Genomic DNA, 17,672 nt, shown 5'->3' on the forward strand with positions numbered 1-17,672 from the left:
TATATGACCAGGGTTTATCTAGATACCAGTATTTACAATCGTCCATTTGATGACCAAACACAACCAAAAATATTTCTGGAAACACAAGCTATCATCTTAATTTTACAAATGATAGAAGTAAGATTAATAGAATTAGTTAATTCTTCAGTTCTAGAATATGAAAATAGCCGTAACCCTTTTGTTGTCAATCAGCAATCAATGGAGCGATACTTACAAATAGCGACATTGAGAGTATTAGTAGATGAAAATATTAAAAACAGAGCAGAACAACTAGAACAACAAGGCATTAAATCTATTGATGCACTTCATGTAGCGTGTGCCGAAGCTTCTCAAAGTGATTATCTTATCACTTGTGATAGGAGACTAATCAACCGATGTCAGAATTTATCACTCACAGTTATCAACCCAAATAATTTTATTTTTGAGGTAGAAAATGGAAATTAAAGTTATTAATGAACAAGAAAATTTACAAGAAGTAATGCAAATTTTACTTACTCACTTAGAACCATCGAAGGTAATGAAATTTTGGGCAGCTTGTAAACTAAGTGAAGGGGACTATTTGCAAGTGAAAGAAAAACTTTTTGCTCAAGAAACAGTTGCTAGTTTATATACCAAAATCAAAGAATATCAAGATGATGATGGTAAAAAATCGCCAGAATAAAGCTTCTAAGCCAAGCTGCCGTTGATGGGTGATGTTATTCAAGCTTTTGTTTTACCTAAGATTAATTATTTTACTACAGCGATGTCTGACGACAAGCCGCAAGCGTCTACGCTCGACTTTTTTACTCGGAGTTTTGTGTTCTCAAGTAAAATGATTGTGTTATGAAAGCGGTGTTTAACGACAAGCCCTTCGGGTTCAGGGGTTCAGACTCGACGGGAACCGCCAAGACTCTGACCCCTTCACCACAAGCGTCTACGCTCCTGTTAAATTGTAGAATGATCCTCCCCACAATGAGTTAGTGGAAATTTACCGATGAATAAAGAATTAACGCAAGCGATCGCCTCTGAAATTCAGTTATTTCAGAATATTGAACAGAAAGAAAACTTTCTATTTTTACTTGGTGCTTTAATTGCTAAAGTAATTAGTTTGAAAAAAGCTGCGGAAGTTATGCAGTTAGAACCAACAGAATTACTTAAAATTCTAGACTTAATGGGAGTTGAGTTTTCGTATCTCTGTGAAGAAGATGTTGCTTTAGAAAAAAGCTGGTGAATGAATGCAGATTGTTATTAATTCATCGCCACTGATTTTCCTATCAAAATTAAACTATTTGAATCTGTTTGTTGAATCTCCTGATGATTTCTACATTCCTCAATCTGTAGCGGATGAAATCAAAGCTAAATCAGATCCATCTAGCCAAACTGTTCAAGCTTTGATTAACTTTGGTAGTCTTCAAGTCCGAGCATCCAAGTTAATAACCCTTGTCAATAGTTTAAATCAACGCTTGGGCAAAGGCAAATCAGAAGCTATTGCTTTGGCAATTGAGTTAAACACAGATTGTGTCTTGTTAGATGACTCAACAGCCAGAAGAGAAGCCAGAAGACTCGGTTTAAATATCAAAGGTACGTTAGCTGTTATCAAGAAATTGAGCAAAGATGGCAAAATCAGCATTGAAAGCTTGGATGAGCTTTATCAACAACTCATGCAAATTGAGTTTAGAGTTAAAAGGTCTTTGTTTGATAATATTTTTTCTGAAGATTAATAATACTCAGGGCGATCACTCTACTTTAAAGTGTAAATCAACAGGCGATCGCTTAAAAAGGAATCCATTCCAACCTATCTATCCATTCTTCTGCCTCAGTAGTCTCCCAAACCAGCAACAGTTCTTGTGCTAATTGTCCTATTTGCTCTACTCCGAATGGAGTTTATAACTTTTCAGTGAATCTTTCTATATTTTACAAGAACACACAGCTTGGGTAAGTTCAGTTGCCTTAAGGTGTAGAGGAATCATGGTGGCGATCGCTCTACCCATGCCTTTACACTGATATGATAATAGCGATAACGTCCTGATGAACGCATGAATATCACAGGTGTTCAAGGCTTAACCGATGCCGAAATTTCTACCCTCAAAGCACTAGGCGCAGTGGAAGATAAGGAAATGCAAAATTAAAATATCAGGTAATCCTAAAATACAAGAGGATAAAATCGAAAATAGAGCAAACAACCCAAAAAACTTCAAGCTGTGAATACTCAACTAATTGATACTTTAGTGCAAATTATTCGCTCACTTTCTGCCACAGAACAAGCCTTACTCGAAAAAAAATTATTTAGCGATGTGAGTTACCCTTCAACTTTGGAACTGATGCAGCTGGCAGAAAAAGGTAGAGCTTTCGATTTCTTGCATGATGAACCTGATATTTATACAGCCGAAGATGGAGAACCTGTTTAATGACTTTGAGCAAGGGTGATATCATTCTAACTCAATTTCCCTTCACAGATTTAAGCCAAACAAAATTGCGTCCTGCGGTGATACTCTGGGTAGATTCGATAAAAGATGAAATTACTCTTTGCTTTATTTCATCTCAGAATGTTAATAACTTAACATCGGAAGAATTCGCAATATTAGACTCAGATCCAGATTTTGTCAAAACGGGATTACGTATTTCTTCTAAAGTGAGAGTCACGAGAATTGCCACCTTAAATCGCCTTTTAGTGGTAAGACGCTTGGGTCAGTTAACAACTCAGCAGATACAAAAACTAAATGAAATTATGATTCAAGCATTTCAATTATTATAATATATTTGATGAATCATAGCGGCGATCGCTTTACCCATGCCTTTACACTGATATGATAATAGCGATCACATCACTAATTCTGACGTATCGGTCAACCTATTTCTAAAAACTAAATGTGGTGCGAATTGCCCCGACAAATATATCATTGTTACGGGAAATATGACCGGGGTCGGTGACGAGAAAAAAGCCGGGAGAAATACTAATATGATCGTTGACTAAGTAGCGATAGAAAACTTCGTAGTGGGTGGAATTGCCTGTATCTACGGCTGCAACTAATGTGCCGTTGTTGAGTTTTGGTGGTAAGCCGTAGAGGAAGCCAAAGAAATCTCCTTTTCTGCCGAAGGGGTCATATATACCTAACGAGACGGTGTAGGTGCTGCTGAGAATGACGGCATCTGATTTGAGAGAATCTGTCACCATGACACCACCCCAAGCACCAAGAACTAACTGATTAGTTAATTGCCATCTCATACTGGCGTTGACGGCATGAATTTGTGCGGGTTCGTTAATGCCGCCTGATGTGTCGGCGTTACTGCTGCCTGTGCCGGTATCTAAGTTACCATTACGGGAGTAGGCGTTGACATAGGCTAAACCGGTGATCAATGAGGATGTGGGTTTGTATAAAACCTGTACTCCTAAAGCGCTATTGTCTGCACCCAATAAACCCCGACTGCTATCGTTGCTACCTCTTGTACCATAGGCAAATTGCAACCGTACTTCGTCAGAGACTAACCAGTCAAAGCCTAAGCCGGCATCTAGACTACCGATTTTGAAGATGGGAGTGGCACCGGCGAAGCTAGAAATTGCGCCTTGTCCTGCGTCGGCGTAGGGTGAGTTGGAACTGAGTATACTGCCTAAGCTAAATCCTACAGGTTTGAAGGTGAAGACGACGCGATCGCCTAAAGCGGCGATGCGGTATTCTAGGGAATCTAATCTGACTTGGTTGTTGTAATCTGCTTGCCAAGCTAATCTTGCCATGTTGGTATTGAATGCGTCGGGATTACCAAAGCTATCGTTGGCAGCATTTCCTGATACGAGAACGGCACGAAAACGGTCTTTCCCTGTGAAGGAGGAAACTAGTTGTAATTGAGCCAAATAGGTAAAAATTGTGTTGGCTTCTCCTTTACCTGGAGGATCGCCACCAAAGCCTGTGGCTACACCAAAGATGGCTTGTCCTCCTAACGCTACAGTGGTAGAAAATTGCTGGGAGGCGATGGTAGTACTACGAGCTTCTAGGGTGTCAATTCTACTTCTTAAAGTGGTTAATTCTGGGGCAAATTCTGTTTGCAGTTTTTTGATTGTTTCTAGGTCAGATTGGTCAATTTTATCTGTGACTCCAGAGGCAATTAATTGATTAATTTTATCTAAGGCGGCATTTAAGCCGGCGGCAAATTCGTAGCGAGTCATGGCACGGTTGCCTTGAAATGTGCCATCAGCATAACCGGCAATGACTCCATACCTTTCTACTAATGATTGCAAGGCGACAAAAGCCCAGTCGTTAGGTTGGACATCAGATAGTTGCGATACTGATGTTACTTGTGCCATATCGTTTTCAGGTGTTAGTTCTGCTGCTAAATCTGCATTGAGATTTTCTGCTAACACAGGATTAACTACACCTAACGTCACTACTCCTGATAGGAGCAATAAAGCTATTTTATTTTGCATTTCTTCTCACACCCGATAAATAAATTCACAAGTTAATTTGCGTACTCAGTCCTGAGTGCTGAGTCCTGAGTGCTAAGTAAATTAAGAAGTACTCAGCACTCTTCATTAGTTAAAAAAATTAGCGATCGCGAGCAATGCCTGTTGTCAAACTACCACGATAGGGAACGTTATCTTGTGGTGCTTCTCCATTGACGGCAAAAACTTCTATTTGGGTAATTTGTCCGTTGGCATTAATCACTGAACCACTAGCATTATTCCCACTCAAGCCGGCTTTATTGGATACGCCTGTATTGCCATTGATGGTGACAGTCCCTTTATCAAAATCGACTGAGATATTAGTTGGCGAATTGGGATTATTGTCAGGGATAAAAACGGCGTTGTTACCTCTGGTTTTATAGAAAGTCCCAGTAACGACTTGGGGGTTAACAATTCTCACGGAAATTGTTGGACGAGGGTTTAAATCACCTTCTGTACCGTTGAGTGCGTCGGCAAGAAATGTTCTGGTAAATCCTTTAAATCTTTGGGCTTGATTCTTCAAGGCGGCTAATGTTCGTACGCGGACAAATTTGAGGGTTTCTTGTACGGGTGGTGATTCTTGGGCAATTATTTTTTCTTGTCCTGGCCCCAATCCGGCCGCAAGGGTAATATTTTGATAAAATGCTGGCAGGTCAAATTCTTGAGGATTGCCGACTATGCCGTTTTTCACTGCTACTGTTTGACCACCACGTAAGGCGACGGCTTTTTTACCTTGTTGATCTGTGATTTTGATATCTCCATCTGTGAGAGCAAACACTTGTGTGGTGTTGCGCTCTTGATTATGGATTACCATGACTGCACTAGCTAATTGTGCCGGTGGATATAATTTATCACTGGGGGCTGAAGTTGATGCGAGGATGGTGACTTGAGTTTGTGGTGTTTCTACTGCTGTGCCTACACTCCCTGGCGGACTCAAAATCAAAGCTGTGCCATTGTCTAATTTAAATATGGTTTCATTTTGGGCAATGAGATTTGGCAATTTGAAGCGACGCAGTCCTGGTTGAAAGCGAAATACACTACTCTGATCTACCCGAATCAGGGATTTATCATTAAAAAATAGTTGAGCTTCAGAACTCACTCCTGTTCTGACTGCATCTTTGGGAACTACAACATCTTTGAGTTTGGCTGGACGTTGGGTTTGATTTTGTAATAGTAATTCTACAATTTTGCTGAGTTTATAGACTTCTGCACGGGTGAGGTTCTGCTCTGATTGAGCTAAGGCTGGGTTGAGCCAAAATAATGTTAGCAAAGTACTAACAAGTAGCTGGCGCTGTAATGACCAAATTTGCCACCGCATCACATTTGACCTTGAGTAATTTTGTTAAAGATATTTATAATCATTTGATTTTATACTATATGGGGGATGGGTAAGATTTTTAAATAAAAACCCCTGATATAAGCAGGGGCTAAGGTTTCGCTGAGATAAGTGATGTTTACTACAACTTGTTCTAGAGCATTTCCAGATAATTGTGAGAAAATTATTTTTGCGAATAATTTACGTAGCTGTATCGCCTGTCAGGAAGTGCTTTACAGCTTGCTCGATGTCTGGTTCTTTGAGCAGCGATTCACCGACGATGACTGCATTGATACCTGCTGCGGCTACGAGAGTGAGATCGGTGTGTTTGTATAGTCCTGATTCGCTGATGATTGTGATCCCCAGGTTTTGTAGTTGCGATCGCCTAGCGCCTAATAAGTTTTGAGTGGTGCTAATATCGGTGGTTAAGTCTTGTAAATTTTGGTTATTAATGCCAATTAAGCGGATGTCTTTGATTTGCAGTACTCTGTCTAGTTCCGCTAAGGTGTGAACTGCAACTAAGGCATTCATCCCTAAGTAATGAATCACGTACAAGAAGTCTTGCAATTCTCTGTCTGTGAGAATGGCGGGAATTAATAGTATAGCATCTGCACCGGCTGCACGGGCTACATAAATTTGGCAAGGATCAATAATAAAATCCTTACATAATATGGGTAAGGGTACTCTTTGGCGGATAGCACGGAGCATTTCAAAATTGCCTTGAAAGAATGTAGTATCTGTGACGACTGATAAACAAGCTGCGCCACCTCTTTCGTATGCTTTGGCGATCGCTATCGGTTCAAAGTCTGCCCGAATAATTCCGTGATTGGGAGATGCTTTTTGAATCTCGGCGATTAAGCTAGGTTTGTAAGAGTTTTGTTGTAATGCTGTTAAAATATCTCGCACGGTTGGTGCAGCAGTTAATTGACGTTGCAAAGATGCTAAGGACATCTTTTGATGTAGTTGGGTGACTTCTTGCTTTTTCTGCCAGACAATCTCTCGAATAATGGGTTGCAGTCGGGCTGTATTGATGGCGCTGGAATACATCATAGTTTAATTCGTAATTCGTAATTAGGAAAAAATGGTTTGATAATTCACAATTTTAAAAACATAGTTTCCATGCTCTATTTTTTGGGGATAGAGCATGGATTAGTTATGAATTATTAATTAACGTGAGTTTGACAAAACAAGTTATCAAACGGCATTCAGGAGTCATACCAATTCAAAATTAAAAATTAAGAAAGCCTGGTTTTACAAGGGTTTCCGTGTCTGGATCTGTATCATATTTTTAGTGAATTGGTATCAGTCGTCAGAATTCAGTATGAATTAGAATAGCCCATCGTCAAGCCTTCTCTTTCAGAGATGCTTGTGGATAATTGGCAATATCCAACCCACGTTAATTACCATTCAAATTGATTTCAGTCCGACATTTTTATTGGGAATCCAGTTTGATGGCAAATCAAATACTTCTTGATTATCTGATTTTGCAGTTTTGTCTGTATTATTTAGATAGTTATTTTTTAGTAATCGGATATAGGTACGATATGGAATGTAATCTATAGGGTTATAACCAGAAAATCGCAGCAGTAAAACACAAGCCCAAGAATATTTACCAGCTATGATTGCTTTGACAATTTGTTCAACTTGATCGGTATTGATGTTTTTAACTGTCTGTGAATTGTAATTTGTTTCTTGCTGATACATAGAATTCCCTGATGATTTAATTGCCAACTTGATGTTAACCTTCAGCCTATTTGCCAGATAGGCGGCAGGTTAATTATGGTTAGAAACCTACTGATGGTTCTAAATTTTGCGGGTAGAATTGCACCATATTTTGAAAAATTTTTAGCCCTGTGATTTTCAGTTCACTGGGTATTGTCTGGGGTTGAGCAAATTTATGATTGAGATTGACTGGCTGGAGTTGCGATTGGGCGGATAGGTTTTGGGACAAGGTTGGTAGTAGCACCTGGACACCAGGATTAAGTGAGGTGATGGTAAAGGTGTTGTCTCTGGTGGCAATTTGCCGTGGTGGATTGATAAATCCAATTGCCCATCTTTGATATCGCCCTGGGTATTCGTAACTATTAGTCAGCAAACTTCCACGCACTTGATTTAGGTGGAAGAGAATCTCATCTAGTGCAGTGTCCATCTTCACTTCGGTGATGTTGCGAGATATCCGCACGTTACCGAGGGTTGTGTTAGAGAGGAAGTCACAAATCATGGGTCTTTTCTGTGTGTTGGAGGGAGTATACTGCGATCGCCAACAGTGGGCGAAGGGCGATTTCTCTATCTCAACAAGAAGAGTTTGACACTACAACAGAGGTAAATCAGCACCAAATAATGATTTTTGAAAATAGGGGTGAATTTAACCAGTCAGCATTTTGCTCTGCTGGATAAATATCTAGTTAAATCAACCCCTAAAGATGAACCGTTTTGCAGAAGCAGCTTCTTTGCTTAGATTACTCAATCTTCGGCACGAGATATATGACTAATGTTTTGATAGACATATCTTTTTTTTCGTTATTTGAATTGATGAATCTGATTAATAGTTCTATATGTCAGTTAGTTTTTTAATTATGGTCACTACTGTAATTTGTGATCAGCACACAATTGATGATGGATTGTTTAATATATCTTAATAAAAAAGTAACATTATTTGATAAGAGAAAATTTTCGTACAGAGGTTACTTTAGCTAATTTATATTAAAATCGTCATCTGAAATCACACATGAGATATATAAATCTCTATTGATTTGGGGAATCCTTGGGGTTTGTACCTGTGGACTGCTATACATTACAGCAAAAATAAAATTACTTGATAACAACAGATTAATCTAAATATATTTAGTCTTGATTTTATTGGCAATTAGCATCGAAAGTGGGAAACCCTCTGTTATCTTTGTGTTGGTAAATACATAAGTTCTTAACTTTTACTATTTCTTTTGAGAGATATTTAATAAACACTAGGACAGATGATGTCCAATAAATGTACACCTCATGACAGATGACTCGGCACATTATTATGTAGTTAGATTCCTGATAAAGGAAAATCATAAAAAGGAGTCAAAATACAGAATAGTCTACCCGTAAAGCTCAAAGTTGAGCTAGCGCTGTTCGCGCAGCGTCTTTGTCAGGTTTCTCGTCGCAGGCGACTGGCGTGGGAGAGGCGGCTACCGCCGTAGACGATTTGCGGCTTGCCGCAGGCATCTGAACTGTGTCAGACAGAGATAGAGTTTTAACGCAAGAATATTTTAATTTTTTTCGCCTACTAGGGACGAAAGTGCGTAGCGGGACGTAGTACGGTTTTAAACAACGATTCGTCACCCAACAATGCACTGAGTCGGTCAAAGTGTGGGACTCCAATTCATGCTGAACTCTGTGGGATAAAAATCTAGTATATGGACAAAAAATGCTTTTTTACGCTAAATGTATTACCATAGTATCTACTAATCAAACTGAATCAAAAATGCTTTGTTGTAAATTAGCCTCATATAGTAGTCTTCACACTTCTTTAATAGCATATATCTCTATATAGAATATAGAAATGATTTCTGCTTTTAAAAATACAGCCATTGGATATTAACCATTCCATACTAATTTTAAGATTGCTTTAGTTAAAAATTGTTGCTGGTTTACAGACTACTTTGTTGACAAAGGCAAAGTTATAAGTGAGAGAATATATTCATGGGTTTTTCTCATCTACTTACTGTAACCGAGAATTTGAAAAAGATTTGCATGGGTGATTTAATAATATTCTCGACTTGCTAAGTCAGAGATATATTAGTCTGATTTTAATCACCTAAAATGAGGCTGAGGTAAGTTTTTTTATTAGCATAAAATATCCTAAACTTAAGCTGAGGGTGGGCAATGTTCACTATATAATTCAGCCTTGAATACACGAAAATTTTTTGACATTTAGTTAATTTTTTCTGGCCGCCAATCTTAGTGATGGAAAAATGATGCAAGAATCATCGAAAACAATTCTCGTCATTGAAGATGAGAGCGATACCCGCAATCTCTTTTTAACGGTTCTGGAAGCTAAAGGTTTTGATACCCTAGCGGCTGAGAATGGTTTTGTGGGTATTCAACAGGCACAAAAATATTTACCAGACTTAATTATTTGTGATATTGCGATGCCTGATATGGATGGTTACGATGTTCTCAATGCACTACGACAAGATCCTGTAACAGCGATTATCCCCTTCATTTTTCTGACTGGTAGTCATGATAAAGCGGCTGTGCGTAAAGGTATGGAGTTGGGGGCTGATGATTATATCACTAAACCCTCTACTATAGAGGAGTTGATGAAAGCGATCGCTATCCGGTTACAAAAGCAAGCTCTACTTAAGCACTTGTATGCTAGCCAATCACATCAGCTTTCAGAAGCGATCCTTAATGATGCTGAGTTTATTTTTCCCCCAATTCCCCAACTCAAAGAAGTATTTGATTACATTGAAGCGAATTACCATCAAGGAATTACTCTGTCGGATGTGGCGCTGGCGGTTGGCTATTCATCAGCTTACCTGACTAATCGAGTTGCTAAAGAAACGGGAGATACTGTCAACGGTTGGATTCTCAAGCGTCGCATGGCAGCAGCGCGTCCTCTACTTAAGAATACCAATAAAACCATTGAGCAGATTGCGATCGCACTCGGCTATCAAAATGCTTGTCATTTCTCTCGTCAGTTTCGCCAACACCACGGCTTACCACCGAAGGCTTGGAGAAAACAGCAACAATCTCTTTACTATGACAAGAACCTCAAGCCTAGAGGAGGGGAGAGGGAAGAGGGGACAGGGAACAGGCTGGAAAGTGTGTTGGTATCGGGGATTTTATCCTCAGTTTATGTCCTAAACTACTTAGCGACAGTGATAAATTAGAGTTAGTTGTTTTGGGATTTTGTCCACTGCTGGATTAACAGTTGTATTCCTAAAGCTAACAAACCAATGGCAACTAAACTAAATATCCCACTTCCCAAGGCAACTATCCCAACTACCAAGGTACGTACGGCAGAAGTCAGATTGACGACTAATTGGTTATCTGAATGGATGGGTTTTTTGGCAAAATTTGTGGCGATCGCTATCATTAATGAATATGCTGCATATCCTAGTCCGCCGGCAACTGCTGCGCCTAGCACACAACGTAAGGGTGTGGTTGTCTCTGTTGGTTGAGTTGGATTTGGGTCGTTGTTCATAGTGAAAGTCGAGATTTTTAATTACGAATTATCTGAATTCCATGTGTAATTGTCTGTGTCACAAATAATTCTAAATCTTCGTCGGGAATTGCTTGTCTAACTTGTAATTTAACTTGTTCTGCTTGTTGTTGAGATTGACAAAGGGCGAAGACTGAAGGCCCGGAACCTGACATCATAGTGCCGATGACATCTGGTTGAGATGCGAATAGTTCTCTGAGTTGCAATACTTGGGGATAAGCTGGTAATACTACTTTTTCCAAATCATTGTGCAATTTTTGGGCGATCGCTATAGTGTCTTTTGCTAAAATTGCTTTGACGATTGCACCTGAATGGACTGCGGCGGCTCGTGCTGCTAAATTATCTGTGTCTCGAATATAAAAATTACCAAATTCCTGACGATAAGTTTTATATGCCCAGGCGGTAGAAACTTCTAAGCTACGATATTTCGCCAATACTATATATATATGATCTAAACTGGGCAGTGGTGAAAGTTGTTCACCTCTACCTGTGGCGATGACTGTACCACCCGCCACACAAAATGGTACATCGGAACCGAGCATCGCACCTAATTCTTCGATTTCTATTTGGGTTAGTCCTAAGTTCCACAGTAAATCTATCCCTACCAAAACTGCTGCGGCGTTAGTTGAACCTCCCGCCAAGCCAGCTGCAACGGGAATATGTTTTTTCACGGTTATGTCCACACCACCATGTTTAGCTAAAGCTTCAGGAAATTTTTTCGCCATCAGTTCGGCGGCGCGATACACGAGGTTGGTTTTGTCTGTGGGTACTTGTGGGTGGTTGCAATGAACGCGGATGATTTCATCACTGATGGAATGCAATTCTATCTCGTCGGCTAGGTCGATACTTTGCAATATCATCACTAACTCATGATAACCATCGGGGCGATCGCCGATGATTTCTAAATATAAGTTAATTTTGGCGGGGGCGATTAAATTATAAGAGTGCATTTTTAGTGCTGAGTGAGGAAGTGAGCGAGTGAGGGAGTGATGAGTAACTTATTCACTTGTGAGTAGGTTACTTAAAGTTACCCATTGCTGGGTGCTGATATCTTCAGCTCTAGCTTGGGGGTTTATATTTAATTGTTCCAGTAATTGTGTCAGGCGATCGCGGTCTATAACTGATGGCAAATTATTTCTTAGCATTTTGCGTTTAGCGGCGAATCCTAACTTTACTAAATTTTCTAATCGTTTGGGGTCAGTTGCGGGAATTTCTATCTGTCGGGGACGCAACTTGACGACTGCTGAATCTACTTTTGGTGGTGGTTCAAAGGCGCTGGCGGGGACATGACAAATTAATTCACACTCTGCTAAATACTGCACTCTGACAGATAATGCTCCAAAGGTTCTAGACCCAGGTTTAGCATATAGCCTTTCTGCTACTTCTTTTTGGATGAGTAAGACTATTGAGTCAAATGGTGTTGAGTTAGGATAGGCGATCGTTCCTAAGAGTTTTTCAATAATCGGCCCGGTAATATTGTAAGGAATATTTGCCACAACTTTATTGGGATTTTGAAAGTTAGGAAATCCCCCTAAATGAGATGGTAAATCTAAAGTCAGAAAATCTCCTTGTAATAGTAAGAAATTTTCTCGTTTCCCTAATTGTTTCGCCAACAATGCACATAAATCTCTATCAATTTCTACGGCGACTAAAGACTGTACTAAAGGTAGTAAACGCCTTGTCAAAATACCTGTACCGGGGCCGATTTCCAAAATCCGATCATTTGTACTACACCCTGCGGCTTTAGCGATCGCATCGAGTGCCTTGTCACTTTTGAGCCAATGTTGAGCAAATACCTTGCGCGGTCGTACCATCAATTTTCCTTACTATATCTAAGTTTCAGTATTTCTCAAATAATCCATTTCTTACTTTTTTCTTACTTTTAATTGTAAAATTTTATTGCTATTTCCATAAAATAATTGATTTATTTTACGTTAAGTGGTATTGGAGTTTGTCTTTGTTGTCGGAATTGAGGGAAGATATAACTATTGTGCCAGAGTCAGGCAATCGCTCAGTAATTCATCTCCCAATCTTCAATCTGTAAACCATTGACGCGACTAAATTCTCTTGTATTGTGTGTAACTAAGATTAAATTATGTGCTTTGGCAATTGATGCAATCTGTAAATCATAAGGGCCGATAGGCGTACCTAAATTTGCTAGTTCAGCACGAATTATCCCAAAAATTGTCGCGGCTACATCATCAAAAGTGAAAGAGACAAAATGATTAAGAAACGATGACTGTAAAGCTAAAGTTTGTTCAGGATTCTTACTTCTTTTAGCACCATAAAATAGTTCAGCTTTCACAACAGAACAAATAGCAATATCCGGTGGTGACAAAGATTCTAAACGTCGTCGCACCCCAGACATAGGGCGATTGAGATAAACAATGCAAGCATTGGTATCCAATAAATAAATCACTCCCATGACTCCCGAACTTCGTACTCACCTTGGGGATACCTCACCAGAGGATCATCTTGTAGACAACCAGCAGTCTGTTCAAAAAAACCAGCAGGCCAGCCAAGTTCTTCTGGTGTTTGTGGTTTGATTTTTACCTCAGCATAACCCGTGGCAAACATCGTCAACGCATCAATAATCACTTCCTCAGCCGAAGCATATTTACCGCTTTCAACTTGAATTTGGATGAACTGTTCAAGTTCTGGAGTTAAGGAGACATTCATAGATTCATCTGCAAGGGTAATTTCCCATAACTATTTTAGATAATCAGGGTGTAGACAAGCTTGAAAATAAGTGAGCAAGCTTTCACCCCTCTATATATATTTATGCAAAAATACTAAAAAACACCTAACCTAGTATGCCAGACACACCACCAGACAGCATTTGGATAGTCACCGATGAAGCACCGCAAATTTCTCTACCTGATGGCGCAAAAAGTGCCATTAATAATAAACGCGGCTGGGAAGAAGAAGCAGACAGAGAAGTTATTCCTAGTAAAAGTGTAGGCGATGCAGTGAAGGTGAGCGCACAGACACTAGAGCAAAACATGACTAACTTTCTCCAAGTAGTAGGACGCTTGTTTAGTCGTGCAGAAAAAGAAGCCGGTGTGAATTCAGGGTTACAGCTAGAAGAAATAGAGTTATCCGTAGAGATTAGTGGCGAAGGGGAAGTTAAATTAATTGGTAACGGTGCGAAAGCTGGGGGTAAAGGAGCAATTAAACTGACATTTAGGCGACAAGAAGCCAAGTAAGATACTAAAAATATACTCCACCAGAAGCGATCGCACTTGGTATACTTCAAACGAGACTCAGAATCAAAACTCAGCGAACCTCTGCGTTAAAAAATGAGTGCGATCGCATTCAACACACCACCACAACTAAGACAATAATAAGCGATCGCTCTTTGCTCTTACTACCCATATACATATATATATGCGAAGATACTAAGAAAAACCACTTAACCTAGTATGTTTAGGCGACAATAACCCAAGCGAGATGGTAAAAAATTGGGCGATCGCGATCGGCATTAACCAGTATGATTTACTGCAACCGCTAAATTATGCCAAGCGGGATGCACAGTTGATGCAGCAGTTTCTTGGCAACGAGGCTGGGTTTGAGAAGGTTTTCTATTTCTCCGATGACTCCCCCGATGTTGCTGGAAAATCAACCCGTCCCACTCGCACCAACTTATTACGCATTTTGCGACAGTTATTTAACAACCCCTTCATGGGTGCAGGGGATAATTTTTGGTTCTTCTTCAGTGGGCATGGAATCCGCCATGCTAACCGCGATTATCTCATGCCCTGTGACGGCGACCCAGAAGATATCGAAAATACAGCCATTCCCATTAACTTTGTCACCGAACGCCTGCGTCGTTGTGGTGCAGATAACGTTGTCTTAATTTTGGATGCTTGTCGCAATCAAAGTCAAAAAAGTGGTGAAGGGATAGGACGACAAACAGCTGAAGAAGCACGTCAACAAGGCGTTATCAGCATATTTTCCTGTAGTCCCCAAGAATATTCTTATGAAATACAAGCATTACAACAAGGTGCTTTTACCACAGCCTTATTGGAAGGTTTAGGCATTCAAGGTAAATGTGCCACAGTGGAAAGGCTGAACCAGTATCTCAACCTGCGTGTACCGGAAATTGTGCGTCAGCATATAAATAAGAGACAGACACCATACATTATTGCCGAGCCTATCAGTAAATCTCACTTGATACTCGTACCCAAATATGCAACCCTCGCTGATATTGCCACGCTGAAAAATGATGCCTATCAAGCAGAAGTAAAGAAAAATTTAGATTTGGCAGAGCAATTATGGATTCGGGTATTAGCTGCTGCTTCTGGTTCAGATATGGATGCGATTGACGCAATTAAAAGAATTGACCGATTGAGATGGGAACGTCAAGTAAATTTGCCACTCCCTATTGATACTCCTGAAAGTTCTATTAAGGGAACATCTACAATTGAAAAAAATCCATTACAAATCTTTCAGTTTGAAGTGGTGACGGTAAATTCACAAGGAAGCATTACTAACCGCAGCAACAGGGAAGCAAAATATTTGGTTGAACAATTGGGGAATGGTGTCACCTTGGAAATGGTACAGATACCAGGGGGAACATTTACGATGGGTTCATCAGCAGAGGAAGTGGGAAGACGTGCAGATGAAAGTTCTCAGCATCAGGTAACAGTCCCTGGATTCTTTATGGGGAAATATGAAGTTACTCAAGCCCAGTATCAAGCGATTATGGGGGCTAATCCTTCTAACTTTAAAGGTGAGAAACGACCAGTAGAACAAGTGAGTTGGAATGATGCGGTAGAGTTTTGTAACAAACTTAGTCAAAAGACAGGGCGTAAGTATAGACTACCTAGTGAAGCAGAATGGGAATACGCTTGTCGTGCAGGGACTACTACGCCATTTTATTTTGGGGAAACAATTACCACTGATTTAGTTAACTACGATGGTAACTATACTTATAGTTCTGCGCCAAAAGGAAAATATCGTCAACAAACAACTCCTGTAGACGCTTTTCCGCCCAATGCCTTTGGTTTACACGATATGCACGGCAATGTTTGGGAATGGTGTCAAGACCACTGGCATGATTATTACAATGGCGCACCCATAAATGATAGTGCGTGGCTTGAGAATGATAATAGTATTCGTCTGCTGCATGGTGGTTCTTGGAACTTCAGCCCAGTGGTCTGTCGCAGTGCGAACCGTCTCAGGAGTTCAGCCGTCAACCGCTACAGCGGTTTCGGTTTTCGCGTCGTTCTAGTTTCCGAGTGAGGACTCCTTGCCCTTTGCCCTTTTGCCCTCTTGCTCTTTACACTTCTTTATTTTTCCCTCCGCCTCTGGCGGAACGATTTTTTTATTTGGGTATTTCACATCAAAACCTATTTTGATGCTTACTAAAACTCACCACAAATATTTTTTAAACCCAAACACATCATCAATATCAATAAAAATGTCACACCCAATAATCATATTGTACACCATGATGATCCTGTAGAGACGTTGCCTTGCAACGTCTCTACAATATGGTTGACAACACATACAATACTCGATGACATCATCAATCAAAATACAACGCACATTCATAGTTTTTCAACGCCTAGTGCAAATTCCGCGCAAAAAAGGCTCAAGCAGAAATACTTGAGCCTCCACTAAATCAAATTAATTTATTGAACAACAACTTAGTAACGGTTACGTCCGCCGTATCCACCACCACGGTTACCGCCACCACCAAAGGAACCTCTATCTTCTTTGGGTTTAGCCTTGTTCACTTTCAAGTCGCGTCCCATCCACTCAGCACCATCAAGAGCTTCGATAGCAGCTGTTTCTTCTGCATCAGAACCCATTTCCACAAAACCAAAGCCGCGTACACGACCTGTTTCACGGTCTGTAGGTAGTTGAACACGCTTCACAGAACCATATTCTGCAAACACAGCATTCAAGCTCTCTTCTGTAACATCGTAAGAAAGATTGCCTACGTAAACTGACATAGATTGTCTCCGAAATGATAAATGTGTAGAGATTTATGTTTCGGAGAAAAGTTTGTAAATACCAAAAACAAAATACCTGTCAATACTAAAAACAAAAGCTGTTAACCGAAATAACTCTCGCCTCCCATCATTGCATATTAGGTCAGTTTTGGGGAGGAAACACAAAAAAGCGTCACATAAAGTCATATGAGCAATTTATAGCTAAGTATCATCAGAAATTAAATATATTAAGAGTGTTGATGGTTTAAGTGCGTAAGTCCTATAATCTCAGCTTGAGGTAAAAAAATATCATAGGTAGCTAGAGTGTTATACTAAGCGGCATGATCTGATATTGTTTGCGTAATTAGCACGTTTTAACGTGTATAAAGTATGAAAATCGCTGCGGATGTCATTCCAGAGTTTGAGAAATTATTTAGACAGAAATTACAACTAAATAATTGTAAACTGAAGAAAAAAAGACAAGAAAATAATTATGAAATTATTACTCCTGCCAGAGACGTTTTTTTGATGTATTGGTGCGAATTTCCGGAAATTAACTTGATATATCAGCCTATCGGGATACGCACAAAGCAGACTCTCGTCTATGAAAAGGCTATTCGTGACCATATTAATTTTTGTGTGACGAGCATCCAGGGGAAATCTCACTCTACCGTCGCTAGTGTAGAGCAAGAAAACTAAGACTTTTTATTTCTAGTATTTAAGATATCTTCGTGGATGTGACTAGTAAAAGTACAACAAAGTCTGCTATGGATATTTTACCTTCATAAATTGAGT

Annotated in this window: 21 protein-coding genes; 10 read left to right on the top strand and 11 right to left on the bottom strand. The window is 39.8% G+C overall.

Features of this window, described 5'->3' with window-relative positions:
- The first annotated feature begins 3 nt into the window (after positions 1–3).
- The 6 genes from FD725_RS24495 (at position 4) to FD725_RS24520 (ending at position 2,734) form a co-directional block, all read left to right on the top strand.
- Positions 4–444 (top strand): PIN domain-containing protein, encoded by a 441-nt coding sequence (locus FD725_RS24495; protein WP_179050555.1) that lies wholly within the window; start codon positions 4–6, stop codon positions 442–444.
- Positions 434–661, top strand: coding sequence for a hypothetical protein (locus tag FD725_RS24500; RefSeq protein WP_179050556.1), 228 nt, complete (start codon positions 434–436; stop codon positions 659–661). Before FD725_RS24495 ends, FD725_RS24500 begins: the two co-directional genes overlap by 11 nt.
- 312 nt (positions 662–973) lie before the next feature.
- A complete protein-coding gene (locus tag FD725_RS24505) occupies positions 974–1,210 on the top strand; it encodes a hypothetical protein (RefSeq protein ID WP_179050557.1) in 237 nt (78 codons plus the stop codon).
- Positions 1,211–1,268: 58 nt separating this feature from the next.
- Complete coding sequence (locus FD725_RS24510; protein WP_256871742.1) at positions 1,269–1,700, top strand: DUF3368 domain-containing protein; 432 nt, start codon at positions 1,269–1,271, stop codon at positions 1,698–1,700.
- Positions 1,701–2,180: 480 nt separating this feature from the next.
- Positions 2,181–2,387, top strand: a complete 207-nt coding sequence (locus FD725_RS24515; protein WP_179050559.1) for a hypothetical protein — start codon at positions 2,181–2,183, stop codon at positions 2,385–2,387.
- Complete coding sequence (locus FD725_RS24520) at positions 2,387–2,734, top strand: type II toxin-antitoxin system PemK/MazF family toxin (protein ID WP_179050560.1); 348 nt, start codon at positions 2,387–2,389, stop codon at positions 2,732–2,734. Before FD725_RS24515 ends, FD725_RS24520 begins: the two co-directional genes overlap by 1 nt.
- Before the next feature lie 102 nt (positions 2,735–2,836).
- Here FD725_RS24520 and FD725_RS24525 read toward each other — a convergent pair whose 3' ends face one another.
- The 5 genes from FD725_RS24525 to FD725_RS24545 form a co-directional block, all read right to left on the bottom strand.
- The gene (locus FD725_RS24525) at positions 2,837–4,399 is read right to left on the bottom strand and encodes an iron uptake porin (RefSeq protein ID WP_179050561.1); all 1,563 of its coding nucleotides are present in this window, start codon (positions 4,397–4,399) and stop codon (positions 2,837–2,839) included.
- A 118-nt stretch (positions 4,400–4,517) separates the two neighbouring features.
- On the bottom strand, positions 4,518–5,732 hold the full coding sequence (locus FD725_RS24530; RefSeq protein WP_179050562.1) for a FecR domain-containing protein: 1,215 nt from the start codon (positions 5,730–5,732) through the stop codon (positions 4,518–4,520).
- 198 nt (positions 5,733–5,930) lie between these two features.
- On the bottom strand, positions 5,931–6,779 hold the full coding sequence (gene trpC / locus FD725_RS24535) for an indole-3-glycerol phosphate synthase TrpC (RefSeq protein WP_179050563.1): 849 nt from the start codon (positions 6,777–6,779) through the stop codon (positions 5,931–5,933).
- A 357-nt stretch (positions 6,780–7,136) separates the two neighbouring features.
- Positions 7,137–7,433, bottom strand: coding sequence for a HetP family heterocyst commitment protein (locus FD725_RS24540; protein WP_179050564.1), 297 nt, complete (start codon positions 7,431–7,433; stop codon positions 7,137–7,139).
- Positions 7,434–7,512: 79 nt separating this feature from the next.
- Entirely contained in the window at positions 7,513–7,950 is a 438-nt protein-coding gene (locus FD725_RS24545) for a hypothetical protein (RefSeq protein ID WP_256871743.1), read from the bottom strand.
- Positions 7,951–9,685: 1,735 nt separating this feature from the next.
- Between FD725_RS24545 and FD725_RS24550 the strand changes: the two genes are divergently transcribed.
- Positions 9,686–10,606 (top strand): DNA-binding response regulator, encoded by a 921-nt coding sequence (locus FD725_RS24550; protein ID WP_179050565.1) that lies wholly within the window; start codon positions 9,686–9,688, stop codon positions 10,604–10,606.
- A 2-nt stretch (positions 10,607–10,608) separates the two neighbouring features.
- Here the strand turns inward: FD725_RS24550 and FD725_RS24555 are convergent, their stop codons facing one another.
- The 5 genes from FD725_RS24555 to FD725_RS24575 form a co-directional block, all read right to left on the bottom strand.
- Positions 10,609–10,920 (bottom strand): DUF3082 domain-containing protein, encoded by a 312-nt coding sequence (locus FD725_RS24555; protein WP_179050566.1) that lies wholly within the window; start codon positions 10,918–10,920, stop codon positions 10,609–10,611.
- Positions 10,921–10,937: 17 nt separating this feature from the next.
- Entirely contained in the window at positions 10,938–11,888 is a 951-nt protein-coding gene (ispE, locus tag FD725_RS24560) for a 4-(cytidine 5'-diphospho)-2-C-methyl-D-erythritol kinase (protein WP_179050567.1), read from the bottom strand.
- Positions 11,889–11,936: 48 nt separating this feature from the next.
- Complete coding sequence (gene rsmA, locus FD725_RS24565; protein ID WP_179050568.1) at positions 11,937–12,752, bottom strand: 16S rRNA (adenine(1518)-N(6)/adenine(1519)-N(6))-dimethyltransferase RsmA; 816 nt, start codon at positions 12,750–12,752, stop codon at positions 11,937–11,939.
- A gap of 197 nt (positions 12,753–12,949) precedes the next feature.
- The gene (locus tag FD725_RS24570) at positions 12,950–13,357 is read right to left on the bottom strand and encodes a type II toxin-antitoxin system VapC family toxin (protein WP_179051677.1); all 408 of its coding nucleotides are present in this window, start codon (positions 13,355–13,357) and stop codon (positions 12,950–12,952) included.
- Positions 13,354–13,617: a type II toxin-antitoxin system ParD family antitoxin gene (locus FD725_RS24575; protein ID WP_179050569.1), complete on the bottom strand. Its 264-nt coding sequence runs from the start codon at positions 13,615–13,617 to the stop codon at positions 13,354–13,356. The genes FD725_RS24570 and FD725_RS24575 overlap by 4 nt, the downstream gene beginning before the upstream one ends.
- A gap of 134 nt (positions 13,618–13,751) precedes the next feature.
- On the opposite strand from FD725_RS24575, the gene FD725_RS24580 reads away from it, so the two are divergent.
- Positions 13,752–14,144 carry a hypothetical protein gene (locus FD725_RS24580; RefSeq protein WP_179050570.1) on the top strand — a complete coding sequence of 131 codons (393 nt, stop codon included), beginning with the start codon at positions 13,752–13,754 and terminating at the stop codon, positions 14,142–14,144.
- A gap of 244 nt (positions 14,145–14,388) precedes the next feature.
- A complete protein-coding gene (locus FD725_RS24585) occupies positions 14,389–16,182 on the top strand; it encodes an SUMF1/EgtB/PvdO family nonheme iron enzyme (RefSeq protein ID WP_179050571.1) in 1,794 nt (597 codons plus the stop codon).
- Between the two features lie 407 nt (positions 16,183–16,589).
- On the opposite strand, the gene FD725_RS24590 is transcribed toward FD725_RS24585, so the two are convergent.
- On the bottom strand, positions 16,590–16,898 hold the full coding sequence (locus FD725_RS24590) for an RNA-binding protein (RefSeq protein ID WP_179050572.1): 309 nt from the start codon (positions 16,896–16,898) through the stop codon (positions 16,590–16,592).
- Between the two features lie 369 nt (positions 16,899–17,267).
- On the opposite strand from FD725_RS24590, the gene FD725_RS24595 reads away from it, so the two are divergent.
- The gene (locus tag FD725_RS24595) at positions 17,268–17,576 is read left to right on the top strand and encodes a hypothetical protein (protein WP_179050573.1); all 309 of its coding nucleotides are present in this window, start codon (positions 17,268–17,270) and stop codon (positions 17,574–17,576) included.
- The last annotated feature ends 96 nt before the right edge of the window (positions 17,577–17,672 follow it).

The organism is Nostoc sp. TCL26-01, from assembly GCF_013393945.1.
GTDB lineage: Bacteria > Cyanobacteriota > Cyanobacteriia > Cyanobacteriales > Nostocaceae > Trichormus.

What these genes read in the sequence shown, in the direction of transcription:
- FD725_RS24585 (WP_179050571.1), top strand. Translation starts at nt 14,389, where the DNA reads ATGGTAAAAAATTGGGCGATCGCGATCGGCATTAACCAGTATGATTTA.
- FD725_RS24495 (WP_179050555.1), top strand. Translation starts at nt 4, where the DNA reads ATGACCAGGGTTTATCTAGATACCAGTATTTACAATCGTCCATTTGAT.
- FD725_RS24505 (WP_179050557.1), top strand. Translation starts at nt 974, where the DNA reads ATGAATAAAGAATTAACGCAAGCGATCGCCTCTGAAATTCAGTTATTT.
- FD725_RS24530 (WP_179050562.1), bottom strand. Translation starts at nt 5,732, where the DNA reads ATGCGGTGGCAAATTTGGTCATTACAGCGCCAGCTACTTGTTAGTACT.
- FD725_RS24525 (WP_179050561.1), bottom strand. Translation starts at nt 4,399, where the DNA reads ATGCAAAATAAAATAGCTTTATTGCTCCTATCAGGAGTAGTGACGTTA.
- FD725_RS24555 (WP_179050566.1), bottom strand. Translation starts at nt 10,920, where the DNA reads ATGAACAACGACCCAAATCCAACTCAACCAACAGAGACAACCACACCC.
- FD725_RS24590 (WP_179050572.1), bottom strand. Translation starts at nt 16,898, where the DNA reads ATGTCAGTTTACGTAGGCAATCTTTCTTACGATGTTACAGAAGAGAGC.
- FD725_RS24575 (WP_179050569.1), bottom strand. Translation starts at nt 13,617, where the DNA reads ATGAATGTCTCCTTAACTCCAGAACTTGAACAGTTCATCCAAATTCAA.
- FD725_RS24500 (WP_179050556.1), top strand. Translation starts at nt 434, where the DNA reads ATGGAAATTAAAGTTATTAATGAACAAGAAAATTTACAAGAAGTAATG.
- FD725_RS24520 (WP_179050560.1), top strand. Translation starts at nt 2,387, where the DNA reads ATGACTTTGAGCAAGGGTGATATCATTCTAACTCAATTTCCCTTCACA.
- ispE (WP_179050567.1), bottom strand. Translation starts at nt 11,888, where the DNA reads ATGCACTCTTATAATTTAATCGCCCCCGCCAAAATTAACTTATATTTA.
- FD725_RS24540 (WP_179050564.1), bottom strand. Translation starts at nt 7,433, where the DNA reads ATGTATCAGCAAGAAACAAATTACAATTCACAGACAGTTAAAAACATC.
- FD725_RS24550 (WP_179050565.1), top strand. Translation starts at nt 9,686, where the DNA reads ATGATGCAAGAATCATCGAAAACAATTCTCGTCATTGAAGATGAGAGC.
- FD725_RS24595 (WP_179050573.1), top strand. Translation starts at nt 17,268, where the DNA reads ATGAAAATCGCTGCGGATGTCATTCCAGAGTTTGAGAAATTATTTAGA.
- rsmA (WP_179050568.1), bottom strand. Translation starts at nt 12,752, where the DNA reads ATGGTACGACCGCGCAAGGTATTTGCTCAACATTGGCTCAAAAGTGAC.
- FD725_RS24580 (WP_179050570.1), top strand. Translation starts at nt 13,752, where the DNA reads ATGCCAGACACACCACCAGACAGCATTTGGATAGTCACCGATGAAGCA.
- trpC (WP_179050563.1), bottom strand. Translation starts at nt 6,779, where the DNA reads ATGATGTATTCCAGCGCCATCAATACAGCCCGACTGCAACCCATTATT.
- FD725_RS24545 (WP_256871743.1), bottom strand. Translation starts at nt 7,950, where the DNA reads ATGATTTGTGACTTCCTCTCTAACACAACCCTCGGTAACGTGCGGATA.